At 52.4% G+C, this 16389-nt stretch carries 18 protein-coding genes; 15 read left to right on the top strand and 3 right to left on the bottom strand.

Annotated features, from left to right (window positions below):
• The first annotated feature begins 170 nt into the window (after window positions 1-170).
• From V7775_RS04160 to rlmH, 3 genes are all read left to right on the top strand, one after another.
• Entirely contained in the window at window positions 171-1481 is a 1311-nt protein-coding gene (locus V7775_RS04160) for a mechanosensitive ion channel family protein (RefSeq protein ID WP_335750594.1), read from the top strand.
• A 434-nt stretch (window positions 1482-1915) separates the two neighbouring features.
• On the top strand, window positions 1916-2272 hold the full coding sequence (gene rsfS / locus V7775_RS04155) for a ribosome silencing factor (RefSeq protein ID WP_335750593.1): 357 nt from the start codon (window positions 1916-1918) through the stop codon (window positions 2270-2272).
• A gap of 6 nt (window positions 2273-2278) precedes the next feature.
• Entirely contained in the window at window positions 2279-2749 is a 471-nt protein-coding gene (gene rlmH, locus V7775_RS04150) for a 23S rRNA (pseudouridine(1915)-N(3))-methyltransferase RlmH (RefSeq protein ID WP_335750592.1), read from the top strand.
• Here rlmH and V7775_RS04145 read toward each other — a convergent pair.
• Both V7775_RS04145 and V7775_RS04140 read right to left on the bottom strand, forming a co-directional pair.
• Complete coding sequence (locus tag V7775_RS04145) at window positions 2746-3099, bottom strand: hypothetical protein (protein WP_335750591.1); 354 nt, start codon at window positions 3097-3099, stop codon at window positions 2746-2748. The two genes, rlmH and V7775_RS04145, sit on opposite strands and share 4 nt — an antisense overlap.
• Window positions 3100-3135: 36 nt before the next feature.
• Complete coding sequence (locus V7775_RS04140) at window positions 3136-3834, bottom strand: DUF599 domain-containing protein (protein WP_335750590.1); 699 nt, start codon at window positions 3832-3834, stop codon at window positions 3136-3138.
• Window positions 3835-4145: 311 nt separating this feature from the next.
• Here V7775_RS04140 and V7775_RS04135 point away from each other — a divergent pair, with 311 nt between their 5' ends.
• The 7 genes from V7775_RS04135 (at window position 4146) to V7775_RS04105 (ending at window position 10854) form a co-directional block, all read left to right on the top strand.
• Entirely contained in the window at window positions 4146-5594 is a 1449-nt protein-coding gene (locus tag V7775_RS04135) for an FAD-linked oxidase C-terminal domain-containing protein (protein WP_335750589.1), read from the top strand.
• A 36-nt stretch (window positions 5595-5630) separates the two neighbouring features.
• Window positions 5631-6728 (top strand): FAD-binding protein, encoded by a 1098-nt coding sequence (locus V7775_RS04130; RefSeq protein ID WP_335750588.1) that lies wholly within the window; start codon window positions 5631-5633, stop codon window positions 6726-6728.
• Window positions 6725-7090: a hypothetical protein gene (locus tag V7775_RS04125; RefSeq protein ID WP_335750587.1), complete on the top strand. Its 366-nt coding sequence runs from the start codon at window positions 6725-6727 to the stop codon at window positions 7088-7090. Before V7775_RS04130 ends, V7775_RS04125 begins: the two co-directional genes overlap by 4 nt.
• Before the next feature lie 9 nt (window positions 7091-7099).
• Window positions 7100-8479 carry a glycolate oxidase subunit GlcF gene (gene glcF / locus V7775_RS04120; protein ID WP_335750586.1) on the top strand — a complete coding sequence of 460 codons (1380 nt, stop codon included), beginning with the start codon at window positions 7100-7102 and terminating at the stop codon, window positions 8477-8479.
• A gap of 73 nt (window positions 8480-8552) precedes the next feature.
• Window positions 8553-9368, top strand: a complete 816-nt coding sequence (locus V7775_RS04115) for a trypsin-like serine peptidase (RefSeq protein WP_335750585.1) — start codon at window positions 8553-8555, stop codon at window positions 9366-9368.
• Between the two features lie 149 nt (window positions 9369-9517).
• Window positions 9518-9988, top strand: coding sequence for an Hsp20 family protein (locus V7775_RS04110; protein ID WP_335750584.1), 471 nt, complete (start codon window positions 9518-9520; stop codon window positions 9986-9988).
• 131 nt (window positions 9989-10119) lie between these two features.
• Window positions 10120-10854: a hypothetical protein gene (locus V7775_RS04105; RefSeq protein ID WP_335750583.1), complete on the top strand. Its 735-nt coding sequence runs from the start codon at window positions 10120-10122 to the stop codon at window positions 10852-10854.
• Between the two features lie 45 nt (window positions 10855-10899).
• On the opposite strand, the gene V7775_RS04100 is transcribed toward V7775_RS04105, so the two are convergent.
• Window positions 10900-12372, bottom strand: a complete 1473-nt coding sequence (locus tag V7775_RS04100; RefSeq protein WP_335750582.1) for an NAD-dependent succinate-semialdehyde dehydrogenase — start codon at window positions 12370-12372, stop codon at window positions 10900-10902.
• A gap of 82 nt (window positions 12373-12454) precedes the next feature.
• On the opposite strand from V7775_RS04100, the gene V7775_RS04095 reads away from it, so the two are divergent.
• From V7775_RS04095 to V7775_RS04075, 5 genes are all read left to right on the top strand, one after another.
• Window positions 12455-13246: an alpha/beta hydrolase gene (locus V7775_RS04095; RefSeq protein ID WP_335750581.1), complete on the top strand. Its 792-nt coding sequence runs from the start codon at window positions 12455-12457 to the stop codon at window positions 13244-13246.
• A 230-nt stretch (window positions 13247-13476) separates the two neighbouring features.
• A complete protein-coding gene (locus tag V7775_RS04090; RefSeq protein ID WP_335750580.1) occupies window positions 13477-14553 on the top strand; it encodes a hypothetical protein in 1077 nt (358 codons plus the stop codon).
• A 69-nt stretch (window positions 14554-14622) separates the two neighbouring features.
• Entirely contained in the window at window positions 14623-14865 is a 243-nt protein-coding gene (locus tag V7775_RS04085; protein ID WP_335750579.1) for a hypothetical protein, read from the top strand.
• Window positions 14862-15980, top strand: coding sequence for a hypothetical protein (locus tag V7775_RS04080; protein ID WP_335750578.1), 1119 nt, complete (start codon window positions 14862-14864; stop codon window positions 15978-15980). The genes V7775_RS04085 and V7775_RS04080 overlap by 4 nt, the downstream gene beginning before the upstream one ends.
• Window positions 15981-15987: 7 nt before the next feature.
• Window positions 15988-16371, top strand: a complete 384-nt coding sequence (locus V7775_RS04075; protein ID WP_335750577.1) for a hypothetical protein — start codon at window positions 15988-15990, stop codon at window positions 16369-16371.
• The last annotated feature ends 18 nt before the right edge of the window (window positions 16372-16389 follow it).

The following is a 16389-nucleotide window of genomic DNA, read 5'->3' as shown; positions in this document are numbered from 1 at the left end:
CCGGGCCAGTACAGTATGCGTGGCGCCGAAAAAGCGTTCGCGCAGACGGGCGCGGTCTGCTTTATCAAAAACATGTTTCATAGGCGCTTTAGATACAGCGCAATGAGCAACGCTGCAAGGGTTGCAGGCGGTTCACCTTCATGCGACGATTCTTGCAGCAAGGAGCACTCATGCAAGACCCTGTCGACCCATTTGCAGAATTTCTGGTCTCGGTGCTTGGTCTTTGGACTGACGCGGTCAGTTTCCTTTCTGGGTTTATGGTGTCCGGACCGAAGCAAAATCAGGTAATCATTGTTGCGGTTTTGGCTTTTGTCGCGTGGTGCCTGCACCGCTGGACTGGGACGCTTCTGCAGAACTGGGTACGGTCATGCGAGGGCTGGGCCAAATGGCAGCTTCGCATGTTTGTGCAGCTCAAACGTCGGTTGGGGCTGATCTGGTTCGCTGTTTTGGCGGGGGGTGTTTATGTCGTAATGCAGAACATCACATGGCCATCATATTCTTATCTTATTGGAATTGCAGCAAAGTTGTCGTCTGTTTGGGTTTGTGTTGCGTTTGCTGCTCTGTTGGTCCGAAACCGCCCTATCCGGCGGATCGTTGCGTGGTTCTTATGGATATACGCTACTTTGTATTTGTTGAATGTATCTGACGATGTTTCATCTTTTCTGGACCGTATTGCACTTGATATAGGCGACTTTCACCTGTCGATCTTAACGCTCATCACGGCAATTGTGGTGATTGGCGTGTTAGTCACCATCGCGCGTATCATCTCTCAGGCAACGGCCAGTACGATCCGTCAGAACGAAGACATAAGCCCCTCCATGCAAGTTTTGGCCGTCAAAGCTGTCCAAATGGGGATGTACGGCTTTGCGTTTTATATGGGCGTCAAGGCTGTAGGCGTAGACCTGACAGGCCTTGCAGTGCTGTCGGGTGCTATTGGTGTTGGGCTTGGTTTTGGTCTGCAAAAAGTGGTGTCCAACCTTGTCTCAGGTGTAATCATCTTATTGGATAAATCTATCAAACCCGGGGATGTGATTTCGCTGGGTGATACGTTTGGTTGGATTCAAACGCTGGGGGCGCGGTACGCCTCGGTGGTGACGCGAGATGGCAAAGAATACCTAATTCCCAATGAGGACCTGATCACCGGTCAGGTGGTCAACTGGTCTCATTCAAATGACTTTGTGCGCCTAGATATCTACTTTGGGACCGCATATGGTGATGACCCGCACACAGTGCGTAAACTGGCAATTGAAGCGGCAAAATCGGTGGACCGTGTGTTGGCGCACAAGGCACCTGTTTGTCACATCGTCGGGTTTGGCGACAATTCAGTGGATTATATCCTCCGCTTTTGGATAAAGGACCCGACTGGCGGGCTCACGAACATTCGGGGCAATGTATATCTCGCACTTTGGGATACATTTAAGGAAAATGACGTATCTATTCCGTTTCCGCAGCGCGAAGTGCGCATGTTGGATGAGGGCTAAAGGGACTGATTCTAACGCCGCTTGGATCAGCGGCTAAATCCCGATGATTGTAATTTCCAGCGTTAAGATGTGTCGTGTGTCATCATTTTGAGGCGGCCAAGCGAAATGTCGCACCAATTGAAGGTTGCAGAAAGCAATGTGTTTGGGACGGCGTTAAAAACATCTAAGGCGCTCATTTCACAACAATATCTGCACCTTTACTATATGAACTTTGATGAATAGTGGTTCGCGAATGGTTGTTTAGGCAGATAAAATCGTCACAATGCACATAGTGCAAAGGCCTAAGATGATCGCTGTTATTGAATTGTAGCGTTTGCGTTGCTAACTACCCAGTAATCCCCAGCGCCGGGGGTCTGTCGGCGCCCCTTAAGGAGGACAATGTCCTGTCTACGCAAATTTCCGCAGGTTCACCTGCAATTCCTGGTGCAGTTGTAATGGCTGGTCAGAAACAAGCCACCAGCGATCTGCTGTTGGAAACCGTTCTTGCTTCACTCAATGACGATAAGGCCGAAGATATTGTGCAGATTGATCTGCGCGGCAAAACCGAGATTGGCGATCACATGATCATCTGCTCGGGTCGGTCGACACGTCAGGTAAGTGGTATCTCCGAAAGACTCGCTCAGCGGGTCAAAGATGAGTTTGGTCATACCGTTCGCACCGAAGGCAAAGATTCAGGCGACTGGGTCTTGATCGATACTGGCGATGTTATTGTCCATGTCTTTCGTCCCGAAGTACGTGAATTTTACCAGTTGGAAAAGATGTGGTCGCCAGAAGGCGATGCCGCAACTTAAGCGCATATGAAGGTACAGATTTGTGCCGTGGGCCGGCTGCGTGCCGGACCTGAAAAAACGCTGATAGACGACTATCTTACGCGATTTGATAGAACCGGCCGAGGGCTTTCCCTTGGGCCGGTTTCTGTTTTGGAAGTCGATGATCGCAAAGGCGGTGGAATGCCTGCTGAGGGCGCATTGTTGCGCCGGGCTGTGCCGCAAGGTGCTATCATCTGTGCGCTGGATGAACGCGGCACTGTTGAGACATCACCGAAATTTGCCCGTCGCATCGAAGGATGGCGCGATTCAGGTCATAGTGATTTGGCATTCGTGATCGGCGGTGCAGATGGAATTGATCCTGAACTGCGTGCGCAAGCCGACCACTTGTTATCTTTTGGTGCAATGGTCTGGCCGCACATGATGGTACGCGTGATGTTGGCCGAGCAGTTGTATCGCGCGGCCTCAATCCTGTCTGGTGGGCCCTACCACAGGGTTTAGGGCAGCTTTACAGTTTTCGTTTCTGCGGCCCAGCCCGTAACAGTGTCATGTGCCTCGATGACGACCGATTTAACACCGTCCGGAATCTTCACGCCTGACAACGAGCGGGTAAACGGCTGTTCGTTGACGTGGGGGTGGGCGAGCACGCGTTCGCCAAGAGTGTTGCCATTCATGTCTTTCACACGCCATGCATTTGCGTAGTCATCCCAGCCACTGTCAGAGTGCAAAAGGGTCACTTTGAAGGTATAGCTGCCGTTAGCTTTGGATACTTTAACGTTTTGCACTTTTACAGGGTCAGCAAGTGCAGGCGAAGCACAAAGCGCTAAGGAAATGAGAGTTTGTTTAATCATGTTCTTTGTCCAACTATAAGCAGTGAACATAACCCTTCACAGGTCTTCTTCCAATAGGACCTTACGCGATTGTGAAGCGAATTCTCGCCGCCAGATTACAACACATGTAACAATGGTAGCTGCAATGAGTGCGGCAGGTCCGGCAAGCCATGCAACTGTGGCTAAGCCAAAATAGATGGCTCTCAGCCCGCGATTGAAACTGCGCGCAGCGGCGATGTTCAATTCTGCGGCTTTATGGGAAAATGATGACGCTTTTGAGTGGTTTGGATCGTTTGGTGCAGCACCAACTAAAACCGAACAATACCCAAACAGCCGGTTTGACCAGACGAATTTCAAAAACGCGTTGGTCAGGAACAGGACGATCACAAGAAGCTTCAATTCCCAGACAATTGCTGGTGCGCTTGCGTCGGTAAGGTCCGCTGCGACGCCGGCAACCTGCTCTGCATTTCCGATCAGCGCGAGCGTTCCACCGATTGCGATCACGCAAGTCGAGGCAAAAAAGGATGTTCCTTGGCGTAGGGTTCCGATGGTTTGCGCGTCAAATATCCGCACATCGCGGTCTATCATTTGATCCATCCATTGGCGGCGATAGTTGGCCATTATCCATGACGTAGAAGGTGTTTTTGCAGAGGGATGTTCGATGCGCCATCCGATGCCACCCCATAACACCATCAGGAAAATCAGCGCTCCGGCATCAAGGCGTGTCAGAAATGAGAGGTTTTCAAGTGCGTTCATGGTGTCTCTCTAGGGGCCAACGCCGGCCAGCGCCAGTACACCCGTCGTTAACTGTCGGATTGTTTTGTGGCGTGTGGGCAAAAGCGCGCGCCACCCAATCGGTATCCAAATGCAATTTGGATATTTACCGTGTGTAAGTTTGTCTTCTCTAAAGCTGTATCTGTCTACTCTAAGTTTGTGGATGCTAGGGGAAATTGCAAGAGATCAGGGCCAGTAACGCAGCATGGCAAAGGAAGAAGCTTGTGTTTAATTTAAATTGGTAATATTAGTTTACCAATATAGAATGACGCGATCAAAACTGGAGACACGTTATGGAAATGCCCATCCCAAATCCTGCGATACTTGCGCGCAAGGCGCGTATTGTTGAACGCTTGAATTCTGTGCTTCCAACGGATGCCGTGATCCATGACGTTGCCGAGACGCGTGCATATGAATGTGACGCGTTGGCGGCGTATCGTTGCCCCCCTATGGTGGCTGTACTGCCCTCCACAACTGAAGAAGTATCCGCAGTATTGCGCATTTGCCATGAAGAGGGTGTGCCCGTTGTTCCGCGTGGATCGGGTACCTCATTGGCGGGCGGGGCGCTGCCTACAGCTGATTGCGTAATCCTTGGAATAGCGCGCATGAACGATGTCCTTGAGACAGACTACGACAACCGCATCATTCGCGTGCAAACAGGCCGCACCAATCTAAGCGTAACTGGAGCGGTTGAAGAGGATGGCTTTTTCTATGCACCGGATCCGTCCAGTCAGTTGGCGTGCGCAATCGCAGGCAATATCGCTATGAATTCCGGTGGTGCGCATTGTTTGAAATACGGCGTGACCACGAACAACCTGATGGGTGTGAAGATGGTCATGATGGATGGTGAGGTCGTCGAGATTGGCGGCGGGCATCTGGATGCAGGGGGGCTCGATCTGTTGGGCGTGATTTGTGGTTCCGAGGGTCAGCTAGGTGTTGTGACCGAAGCAACGCTGCGCATCCTGCATAAGCCCGAAGGTGCGCGCCCTGTGTTGATGGGTTTTGACGACAACGAAGTCGCTGGCGCATGTGTGTCTGACATCATCAAGGCAGGTGTGTTGCCCGTCGCGATCGAATTCATGGACCGCCCTTGCATTGAGGCGACCGAAGCCTTTGCCAAGGCGGGATATCCAATGTGTGAGGCGCTGCTGATTGTTGAAGTTGAAGGGTCAGATGCGGAAATTGACCATCAGTTAGAGCTGATTATGGAAATCGCCCGTCGGCATAATCCGGTCGAATTGCGCCAAAGCCGTTCGGCAGAAGAAAGCGCTGCGATCTGGCTGGGCCGCAAAAGTGCGTTTGGCGCGATGGGGCAGATCAACGACTATATGTGTCTCGACGGAACAATTCCCGTCTCCTGCCTGCCGCATGTATTACGCCGGATCGGTGAGTTGTCGGACGAATACGGGCTGAAGGTTGGGAATGTTTTCCATGCGGGTGATGGCAACATACATCCGCTCATCTTGTTTGATGCGAATAAGGCCGGCGACCTAGAGATTTGCGAGGCAATGGGGGCGGAGATCCTTAAGCTGTGCGTTGAGGTGGGTGGTTGTCTTACGGGGGAACACGGCGTGGGTATCGAAAAACGCGACTTGATGCATGTTCAATATAATCCCGTAGACCTTGATGCGCAAATGGCAGTGAAGGACGTGTTTGATCCGAAATGGCTTTTGAATCCTGCAAAAGTATTCCCGCTTGATGTGTCTGATACACGTCGGCAGCTGGCAGTTGCCGCAGAATGATACCGGGTACGTATCCCAAACCTTCCAGAGGATTTTATGGCTAAAGAATACTTAAACATGCCATCGGATGAAACCGAGCTGGCAGGGTGCATTGCCGATGCGACCGGCCCCTTGGCCATTCATGGCGGAGGTACACGCGGCATAACGGTTGATGGCACGCCATTGAGCACGTCCAAATTGCAGGGCATCACGCTGTATGAACCGGGCGCGATGACGGTAGTGGCCCAAGCGGGCACTCCGCTTAGTGAAATTGAGACCGCGCTTGTAGCCGAGAACCAACGCCTCGCGTTTGAACCCATGGATCATCGCGGTTTGTTAGGTACGCAAGGTGAGCCGACAATTGGCGGTGTTATGGCCGCTAACGTTAGCGGACCAAGGCGGATTTCGGTTGGGGCTGCGCGTGATTTTCTGCTGGGAGTGCGGTATGTCGACGGGATGGGCCGGATCGTGAAAAACGGTGGCCGTGTGATGAAGAATGTCACAGGCTATGATCTGGTGAAACTTATGGCAGGCGCGCATGGCACTTTGGGTGTGCTGAGCGAGGTCTCTCTAAAGGTTCTGCCCTGTCCCGAAACCCAAGCGACACTCGTTTTGCACGGGTTGGATGATGTGGCTGCAATCCAAGCTTTGTCCAAGGCGCTGGGCAGCCCGTTTGAAGTATCCGCTGCGGCGCATGATCCGGCGCAAAAGCAGACGTCCTTACGTCTTGAAGGATTTGAAGCATCGGTAAAGTACCGCATTCAATCTCTTCAGGATTTACTCGGTGGGGAAACCAGTATTGAGCAAGATAGTGCCGCACGCTGGGTTACTTGGCGGGATGTTCAGGACTTTGCAGACGTAGGCGAGGATGTGTGGCGCGTCTCTTGTAAGCCCTCTGTTGCACCAGCATTGGTCGCTAAATCAGGCGCGACTGGTGCGCGCTACGATTGGGCGGGCGGATTGATTTGGTTGCGGGTTTCGGCGGGCCATGATTTGCGGACGGCATTGGGTAGCTATGATGGTCATGCGACATTGGTGCGGGGAACCGGTCAGCCAAAATTTGAACCAGAAGCCGCAGGAGTAGCACGTATTAGTGCCGGAATTCGGGGCCGATTTGATCCGCGCGGCGTATTAAATGCAGGTCTAATGGGATGAGCTATTTAATTGTTTTTGTGATCGTTTTTGTTGGTGGCCCTCTGACATTCCGCGCGTTGACGCGTGATGGTCCTTCCCCGCGTGCATTCAGGCGCTTGGCCATGTTCACAGCGTTGAGCGCGGCAACAGGCCTCACGCTTCGCTACGGACTTGCGGATTTGTGGGGGAGTGATCTGCTGATCACTGGTACGGGTATAGCCTTCATCTGGGGCGGATGGATTGGTGTGTTAGCTTATGGCGTCCAAGCATTGCGCAGGATGGATACAGGGCTGGGCATGCATCGTTGGAGCGGTGTTATGGGTGCGGTAGGAACAACAGTGCCTTGGTTCGGTTTGGCCAGTGCCAACCTGCTGGTGGTTTAAGGGAACGATATGCAAACGACATTTTCAGACGAGCAGTTAAAAGACCCCGGTACCAGCCGCGCAAACGAGATTTTGCGGGCCTGCGTACACTGCGGCTTTTGCACCGCTACTTGCCCCACCTATCAGGTACTGGGGGATGAATTGGACAGCCCGCGTGGCAGGATTTATCTGATCAAAGACATGCTTGAGAATGAGCGTGAGCCAGATGCCAAAACCGTAAAGCACATTGATCGCTGTCTTAGCTGTTTGGCATGTATGACAACCTGCCCGTCCGGTGTTCATTATATGCATCTGGTGGATCATGCCCGCGACTATATCGAGCAGCGATACAAGCGTCCGTTTTCGGATCGCGCATTGCGTTGGATTCTGGCGCGTATTCTGCCTTATCCAATGAGGTTTCGCGTCGCCTTGATAGGGGCGAAAATCGGACGTCCCTTTGCGCGGTTCATGCCCGATGCGCGGCTGCGCGCTATGTTGGAAATGGCCCCCAAACATATCCCGCCTGTCAGCCGCAATGATGACCCGCAAACGTTCCAATCAAAAGCGCCCAAAAAGATGCGTGTCGCCCTGATGACGGGTTGTGCGCAAAAAGCGCTGAACACTGATATTAACGATGCGACCATTCGGGTGCTTACCCGTCTAGGTGCTGAGGTGGTTGTCGCCGAGGGTGCAGGATGCTGTGGGGCTCTTACGCACCACATGGGCAAAACCAGTGAAAGCCATGCCTCGGCTGCGAAAAACATCCGGGCATGGGTGCGCGAGATGGATGAAGACGGGCTAGACGCCATTGTGATTAACACATCTGGTTGTGGCACAACGGTGAAAGATTATGGGCACATGTTCCGAAATGATCCGCTTGCAAAAGACGCCGCGCGAGTTGCGGGCATTGCGCGTGATGTTTCTGAAGTGTTGATTGAGCTGACAGCTGCTGATGAACAAGGAAACGATTGGCAGCCAGAAGTGGAATGGAATGAAAGTGCCACATCCAGTCGCCGGGATGAGGCGATGGTTGTCGCGTATCATGCGGCCTGTTCATTGCAGCACGGCCAACAGATCAAAACGCACCCCAAAACTTTGTTAAAACGGGCGGGCTTTAGTGTTGTTGAACCGTCTGATCCGCATCTGTGTTGTGGCTCCGCTGGGACGTATAATTTGATGCAGCCAGAGATTTCAACGCAGCTAAAGGAACGCAAGGTCAAAACCTTAGAAGCAAAGAAACCTGACGTTATCGCAGCTGGAAATATCGGGTGCATGATGCAGATCGGCTCTGCCACGCAAACGCCGATTGTTCATTCTGTCGAATTGCTGGATTGGGCGTGGGGTGGACCAAAACCCGCCGCGTTGGATGGTACTTTCATTCGAAAGGATGAAATCCCTCGTTTACGATGATGGGGTGCCCTAATTCTGCCGTACGGTGTATATACGACACAGGTCTAGGGCGCTCTTTTAAGGGGAAATCAAATTGCGGCAATGGGTTATATTAACCATCTTTGGCCTGTTGCTCACCACTGGTGCAGTTGCTCAGGACGGTCGGCTTAAGCGGCTTGATAATGGTGACGATGCAAAAGCATGGGAAGCTGTTGGTCGGTTGAACATCGATGGCAAAGGCTTTTGTACTGGCGCGCTTATCGCCCCCAAGTTGGTTTTGACGGCGGCTCATTGCATGTTTGATGCGCGTACAGGTGAGCAGATTGACAAAGGCCATATTGAATTCTTAGCGGGCTGGCGCAACGGTCGTGCAGGTGCCTATCGCAATGTCTCCCACGTTGTTGTTCATCCTGATTATGCTTTTGACGACGCATTATCTTCGGAACGTGTGCGCAACGACCTTGCTTTGTTGGAGCTTGAACAGCCGATTCGCAATGTATCTATCAAACCTTTCAAGACGGCTGCACGTCCCCGCAAGGGAGACCGCGTAGGCGTTGTAAGCTACGCGCAGGACCGTTCTGAAGCACCATCCTTGCAAGAGGTTTGTTCTGTTTTGGCCCGCCAAGATGGCGTTCTGGTAACATCATGTTCGGTTGATTTTGGGTCCAGTGGTGCACCAATTTTTGTGATCGAAGATGGCATTGCTCAAATTGTTTCGGTTGTTTCAGCCAAGGCCGAAGTGCGCGGCGAAGAGGTGTCCCTTGGCACGGCACTTGGTCAACCTTTGGCTGAACTACAGGCCGAGCTAGTAGCTGGCCGCGCGGTGTATCTGGGGGCGAACCCCGAAGAGAGCCGGGTGCGTGTAGGTGACAGCAAGACAAACACAGGTGCAAAGTTCGTACGCCCATAGGGTTGCAATTGTGGCCCTTGAAACCGGAAAACCAAATCCCCACATCATTTGGGTTAGGACGCCTATTCAGGGTCCTGACGTAATAGCAGCAAGCCTGTCCAATCACGGAAGGCTCGCACTGACAATCGCTCTATGATGAGGATGAACACATGCGTAATTTTGATTTTGCACCGCTTTACCGCTCCACCGTTGGTTTTGACCAGATCGCCAATATGATGGACCGCGTGCTAACCACCGAGACAAGTCAGCCTAGTTACCCGCCCTACAACATCGAAAAGCTTGAAGATGAAGCCTACCGTATTTCTATCGCGGTTGCAGGGTTTTCAGATGCTGATCTGAATGTTGAAGTGCGTGAGAAGTCGTTGATTGTGTCTGCGCGTAAGGCGGACGAAGAAGTAGATAAATCCTATCTGCATCGCGGTATCGCAACCCGCGCATTTGAACGGCGCTTCCATTTGGCAGATCATGTCGTCGTAACTGGGGCTGCTCACGCAGACGGTATGCTCCACATTGAGCTGGAGCGGCAAGTACCTGATGCTCTGAAACCGCGTCAAATCCAGATCGCGACACAAACACCCAGCATCGCCAAAGATGTCGTTGATGCGAAATCAGTCAATTAATCAATTCTGATTTCAAGACGAAGGCTCGACGCATCAAAGCGTCGGGCCTTTTGTGTTTTGCGTGGGCGCTGTTACCAAATTTAAATTAATTACTGTCAGTTTGCTTAGAGTGTGATGATGCAGGTGATGTGATGTTTAGTTGGTTTGGCTTGGTAAGTCTGGTTTTCGCAATTTGGATTGGTGGTAATGCGCGTGCCGAAGCGGTCTCGATCTTTGGTGGTGGTGGAACTCCCCGAACGGCCTTGATTGGAGCACCAAAAACGGCGGTTCGGGATGTATCATTCGGTGCCTCAAGCCTTTTTATTGGGCGGGGTAAAGGGGGGCTGTTTGTTGACCGCGACGAGGCCGCACCAGCCTTTGCAAGCGCTGTTGTAGCTGGGATGTCCGGTAGGGCGGTTCAGATGATCCGCCACATCATTGGACAGGCTGAATCAAGTCGTGCGGGCTATGACGCCGTTCAGCACGGTGCGCGGATCAAACCGCCACGATTACCGACTCAAATGAAAGTTGCTGATATATTTAAGTGGATCGAGGCTACGCCGGGTCAGCCGCATGCTATCGGCCGATACCAGTTTATCCCTCAGACCTTACGGCGATTGATGCGAAAACTTGACCTTTCAGCGCAGCAGCGGTTTTCACCGGATTTGCAGGATAAGCTGGCTGACGTTTTGCTCGCTGAGGCGGGGTATCATAAGGTCAAGAGCGGCCAGCTGAGTAGGCATGCGTTCATGAATAACCTTGCAAAGATTTGGGCAGGTTTACCAAACGATACGGGGCGTTCGCACTATGACGGTTACGCGGGCAACAAGGCTAGCATGACCTGGGCGCAGTATGATGCGCAGATGGTGCGAGTATTTGTGCAGTAAGCGTGCCACCGACATCAAGAGATATCGGTGGCACGCAGGCGCGGATTAAACGCTCATGCAGATGTATTTCATCTCCAGATAATCCTCGATGCCGTGGTGGCTACCCTCGCGGCCAAGGCCGGATTGCTTGACACCGCCAAAAGGTGCGACTTCGGTGGAGATGATGCCAGTGTTCACGCCGACGATACCGTACTCCAAAGCCTCAGCGACCTTGTAAACGCGGCTCAAGTCTTTGGCGTAGAAATAACTGGCCAGGCCAAAGATGGTGTCGTTTGCCATTGCAATTACATCGTCAACTGTGTCGAATTTGAACAGAGGCGCGAGAGGGCCAAATGTCTCTTCTTGGGCTACTTTCATGTCCTGCGTTACGCCAGTCATGATTGTCGGTGCAAGGAAGTTGCCGTCCATTGCGCCGTTTTCGCCCAAGATAATCGTCGCGCCTTTGGCTTTTGCATCATCGATATGCTCTTTGACTTTTTCACCAGCTGCAGGAGTGATCAGTGGGCCAAGGTCTGTACCGGCTTCAAACCCGTCACCAACCTTCATCTTGGACACTGCTGTTTTCAGCTTTTCAGCGAATGCGTCATAGACACCTGCCTGAACGTAGATGCGGTTTGCGCAGACACAGGTTTGGCCGTTGTTACGGAATTTACACAGGATCGCGCCTTCGATTGCGGCGTCTAGATCTGCATCGTCAAACACGATGAAGGGTGCGTTGCCGCCCAGTTCCATCGAGCATTTCATGACCTGATCTGCGGCTTGTTTCATCAGAATACGACCTACTTCGGTCGAGCCTGTGAAAGTCAGCTTGCGCACTGCCGGATTTTCACAAAATTCTTTACCGACAGCAGAGGATGAGCTGGAAGGTACTACGTTAAACACGCCTGCTGGGATGCCAGCACGTTCCGCCAAAACACCCATGACAATAGCGCTAAGCGGTGTTTCCGCAGCAGGACGTGCAACAAAGGAACAGCCAGCTGCCAGTGCAGGCGCGGCCTTGCGGGTGATCATCGCATTGGGAAAATTCCATGGCGTGATGGACGCAGCAACACCAATTGGTTGCTTGAGCACGGTGATACGTTTGTCGCGCTGGTGGCCCGGAATTGTTTCACCGTAGATGCGCTTTGCTTGTTCACCAAAGAACTCGATGAAGGACGCACCATAAGCAATCTCGCCTTTGGCTTCTGCCAACGGCTTGCCCTGTTCGGCAGTCAAGATTGCGCCTAGATCATCTTGGTTCTCCATCATGAGATCGAACCATTTACGCATCACTGCGGCGCGTTCTTTGCCTGTCCAGCTGGCCCATTCTTTCTGTGCAGTCTCAGCTTGCGCAATCGCTCCCGCGACCTGTGCGCGGCTAAGGTCGGCAACTTTTGCAACAACGTCGCCTCGGGCCGGATTCGTGACGTTGAAAGTTCCGTCCTCGCCCTCAATCCATTTTCCGCCAACATATGCGCGGGTTTCTAGTAGGCTTGGATCTTTGAGCATTGATTTGAGATCAGTCGTCGAAGCAGTCATTATCGGTCCTCCATGAATTCTTACTGGAACCCAAAGCAAGTATGGATATGATTGTCCAGTTCACTTTGAAAGGATCATACCGATGAAGTTCGATGATGCCTATGCTAACGGAGCCTACATTGAGGGTGCCGATGCCTACCCTCCGCGTTGGGAAAATGCCGCAAAATCGTTTCGAGAGAAGCTGGGCGCACGCGCGCAGCAGGGGATTTCCTACGGGATATCCGACCGCCAAGTATTTGATTTCTTTCAGCCCGAAGGAGTTTCGCGCGGCACGATGATCTTTATTCATGGTGGCTATTGGAAGGCGTTTGACGCGTCTGTTTGGTCCCATCTTGCAGCTGGTGCTTTGGCGCGAGGGTGGGCAGTGGCGATGCCAAGTTATGATTTGTGCCCTGACGTGCGCATTAGCGACATTACACGCCAGATGGGGGCTGCTATCACTCGTATTGCTGATAGAACATTTGGCCCAATGGCACTGGTGGGTCACTCGGCTGGGGGGCATTTAGTGTGTCGCATGACCGATCGGTTGATTTTGCCTGCCGAAATTCGCGGTCGGATCAAACAAGTTGTATCAATATCTCCAGTGGCTGATTTGGCACCACTTATGGAAACCAGCATGAACGAAACATTGCGTATCGACGCCGCTGAGGTCAAATTAGAAAGCCCCATAAACATGCAGCCTCCGCATGGATTGGACATGACAATATGGGTCGGTGGGGATGAGCGGCCAGCATTCCTAGCGCAGGCTGAGCTACTTGCGCGCGCTTGGGGCGCACGGCGTATTGTTGATGAAGGAAAGCACCATTTTGATGTGATTGATGCCTTGGCGGATCCAGACAGCCCGATGATAAAAGCAGTACTAGGTTTGAAGTAGAACAGGAATAGTTTGCCTATCGGCGAAACGGGGGGTGATTGCGCCCCCTCAATTGCGGGTTGGGATGCGGCTAACCTGATTGTCTGTGAGGGCTTTAGTTTGGCACCGTGTTCGGGCTTTCCTTTGACGCAAGGTTTTGCGAAACTTTGTGGATAGAACGGTTGAGGGGGATGTAAATCGCATTCACATTCCCTATATTAATGAAAAGAAACACAAATACGGAGTTCTTAATGGCAAATCTCGATGCACAGGTTCGCGAATCCCAGACTCAGGTCGCTGAGGCACAAAGCAAAATCGCAGAGCTAACAAGCCGGATTGAAACTGCACGTGCGAAACTCAAGTCGGGTGAAGCTGCTGAAATTGACATTGAGAATGCCTCGCTCGAAGATGTTCATGCCCATACCGAAGTGATGAACGCCAACATCGCCGAGCTGATTATGGGGCTGGATGATGTAACCTCAGGCTTTTCCCGTGACTTTGACGACATGCGTTCAAAAACGGGTTGGGAGAGTGTCATTGGCATCTTTTCCTCGGCCAAGTCTGACAGCATGCGCCAAGAGCGGGTGCGCTCGGCCTCGATTGACGACAAGTTGCAGGACCTGATCGCTAAGTCCGATACAATTGTGCAGCTTCTTGAGGGGCAGTTGGCTGTTCTTGAAGAGCAAAAGACGAAAGTCGAAGCTAATCTGGTTGAGACACTGGATGATCGCGAAATGACTGTTGCTGAGTTGGAAGCCTTGCGCACAGATATCGGGGCGATGGACCCGGAGATCATTAAGCTTGAGAATGCGATCGGTTCTGAAATGGACGCAGCTAAACGTACAGCGCTTGAGACAGAGCTTGCCGAGGCGAACAGCCGTTACAATGCGATGGTGCAGGACGAACAGGTCAAGCTGGCCAAAAGCCAAACGCTTGAGCGTTACATCGACAAAGGTAAGACGTGGGTGGACAGCCTCCAGAACCAAGCAGCTACGCAGATGGTTTTGATCAACAAGCTGCAAACCGACACCAAGCAGCGCGTTGTTTTGTATGATGCACTGACCAAATCCCTCAAAACTGCTCAGCAGCAGGACGTTGCACACCGCATCAACGAGATCGGAGTGAAGACGGACCAAGAGGCACAATCAGCCATGGCAGGCATTGGTGCCGCGACAAATGCGCGTATGGCCGAGATGATGGAAAACCATGAGGACCACATGGTGTTTGCCCGTGACGTGCTAGAGCAAAAAGCAAAGGCCGACGAACGGTTTGCGCGCCGGTTTCAGAAGATTATCGAGAAACATGATAGCAACGCGTATGGCGAGTAATGCGAATTAGAACGCGGTCAGCAATTTTTTGTTTCAACGGGAATAGTGATTGGGATAGGGGCCGAGAAGATGGATCCGAACGCATTTAGTCATGAGGTTTCGATGCCGCTGGCCAGTATGTTAGCATGTATTGCATTCTGGTTTGTTGTTTTGAGTTTTGTTCCCTTTTTGCAAAGGGGGATGTGGAAAATTATGAAAATTCAAGACAACGGATACTACCTGTCCAAGTGGGAAGAGCGGTGCAACGGTCCTTTTGGAGAAGTAATGGAGTGGGTTAGCGGGATCAATCCTGACGGCACGTTGAAACCATGACTGACCCAGCCGCAGACCATTACGGCTTAACCGATACCTTCGCCAGCCGCCGGTATTTTGCCAAGTTCCAAGGTATCATGCAGCACATGCTGCGTGTGGCGGGGGTGATGGAGGCCGAAGGCCAGATGTCGCGCGATGAGGTGAATATCCTTACGCGCTATGCCGTAAGCCTGACGCATACGTTTCAGGCCCTCAGCTGGAAATATCTGCTGGTGGGCCGTGAGACGGGCCGCTTCTTTGGCTCCCTTTCAATTGACGGGCGCGACAGCGGTTTTCCCATCGCCGAAGAGCTGATGACCATGGCCAATGACGCCCAGCAGGCGCAGGTGCATCTGTCTGCCATGCCATCCGTCGATGTGCACAAAGACCAAATGGTGCAAACCATTTTGAGTGATGGAAAGATCCCGACGAAACTCCAGTTTAGTCTCTCACAAAGGCTCTATTACGAGGAATTGCTGAAGGGAGAACTGTTCTGGATACGCAATGATGCGCAGGCGGAATGGATGGGCGAGACAAAAGGCCGCCGCATGTACCGTGTGCATTGGGCCACGTATGACAGTCAGGTGAACCTGCCCGTTATCTACATGATGGAGCTTGAGGACACAGGCCGCGAAGCATTGCCGCGTGACACCCGCCGTTGGCCCGAAGTGCAGGCGCATCTAAGCGCCCAAGCGCTGGGCGGCCTTAAACTGGTGACAATCGCGCGCGGCTTTGATGAGGACTTTGATGATCTACATCCCAAACGTCTGCGCCGCTTCCACCTAGGCCCGATGTACAGCCACGCCTATACCCGCCAAACGGGCCCATTGCGCGATGTGTTGGCCGAAGCAAAAGCGCCCGAAGGTCAAGACTGGGCTATGGTCTGGACCGAAGAAGAGCTGATATCGGACCGAGTGATTGAAGAAAAAGCAGGCTGGTTCTCAACCGTTGAACGCCAGATATTTGCGCTAGATCCAATGGGCGAACAACTGCCCGATATGGGCTCCACCCGCACCGAACGTAGCATCATCCTGCCGCAACGCCCCTATCAGGTCCTCGAAGAGCACAACCCGCCGGGCTTTGCCGGTGTGCGCAAATTTGTGGTCAGCGGCGCAGGGCGGGTGTTGCAATATTGAGGGTAGGATGACGTTCAACATGTGGACAAAAAATGCGGTACTTCTGACCTGCCTTGTTGCATTGACTGGATGCGTTTCAACAGTGCGTCCGCAGGCCGAGGCAATTCATGTGAAGGCGCTTGATTGGAGTCCCAATAGCGAAAAGTTAAGTGGTTTTCCGATGCGGCGGGGATTTCGGGAATATACTTCTGAATGGGGCATGGGTGGTTATGATCACTGTGTAGAAAAAGCGCGCGGCGGAGCACTGTGGGGCGTTGATGTCGTGCGGTTTTGTGCGTCGGAAAATGGCCAGTTCCGAGTGAACCACTTTAATACCCACGGCACTGCGTTTGAGTGTTTCGCTTTTGATCCCGAGCACGGGACAACTAAAAAATGCGATGCCCGCCAATGATTTTTGAATTAAGAATTT

The sequence above is a fragment of the Sulfitobacter sp. genome (assembly GCF_036960155.1).
Taxonomy (GTDB): domain Bacteria; phylum Pseudomonadota; class Alphaproteobacteria; order Rhodobacterales; family Rhodobacteraceae; genus Sulfitobacter.
This window is presented reverse-complemented; position numbering and strand designations above follow the sequence as displayed.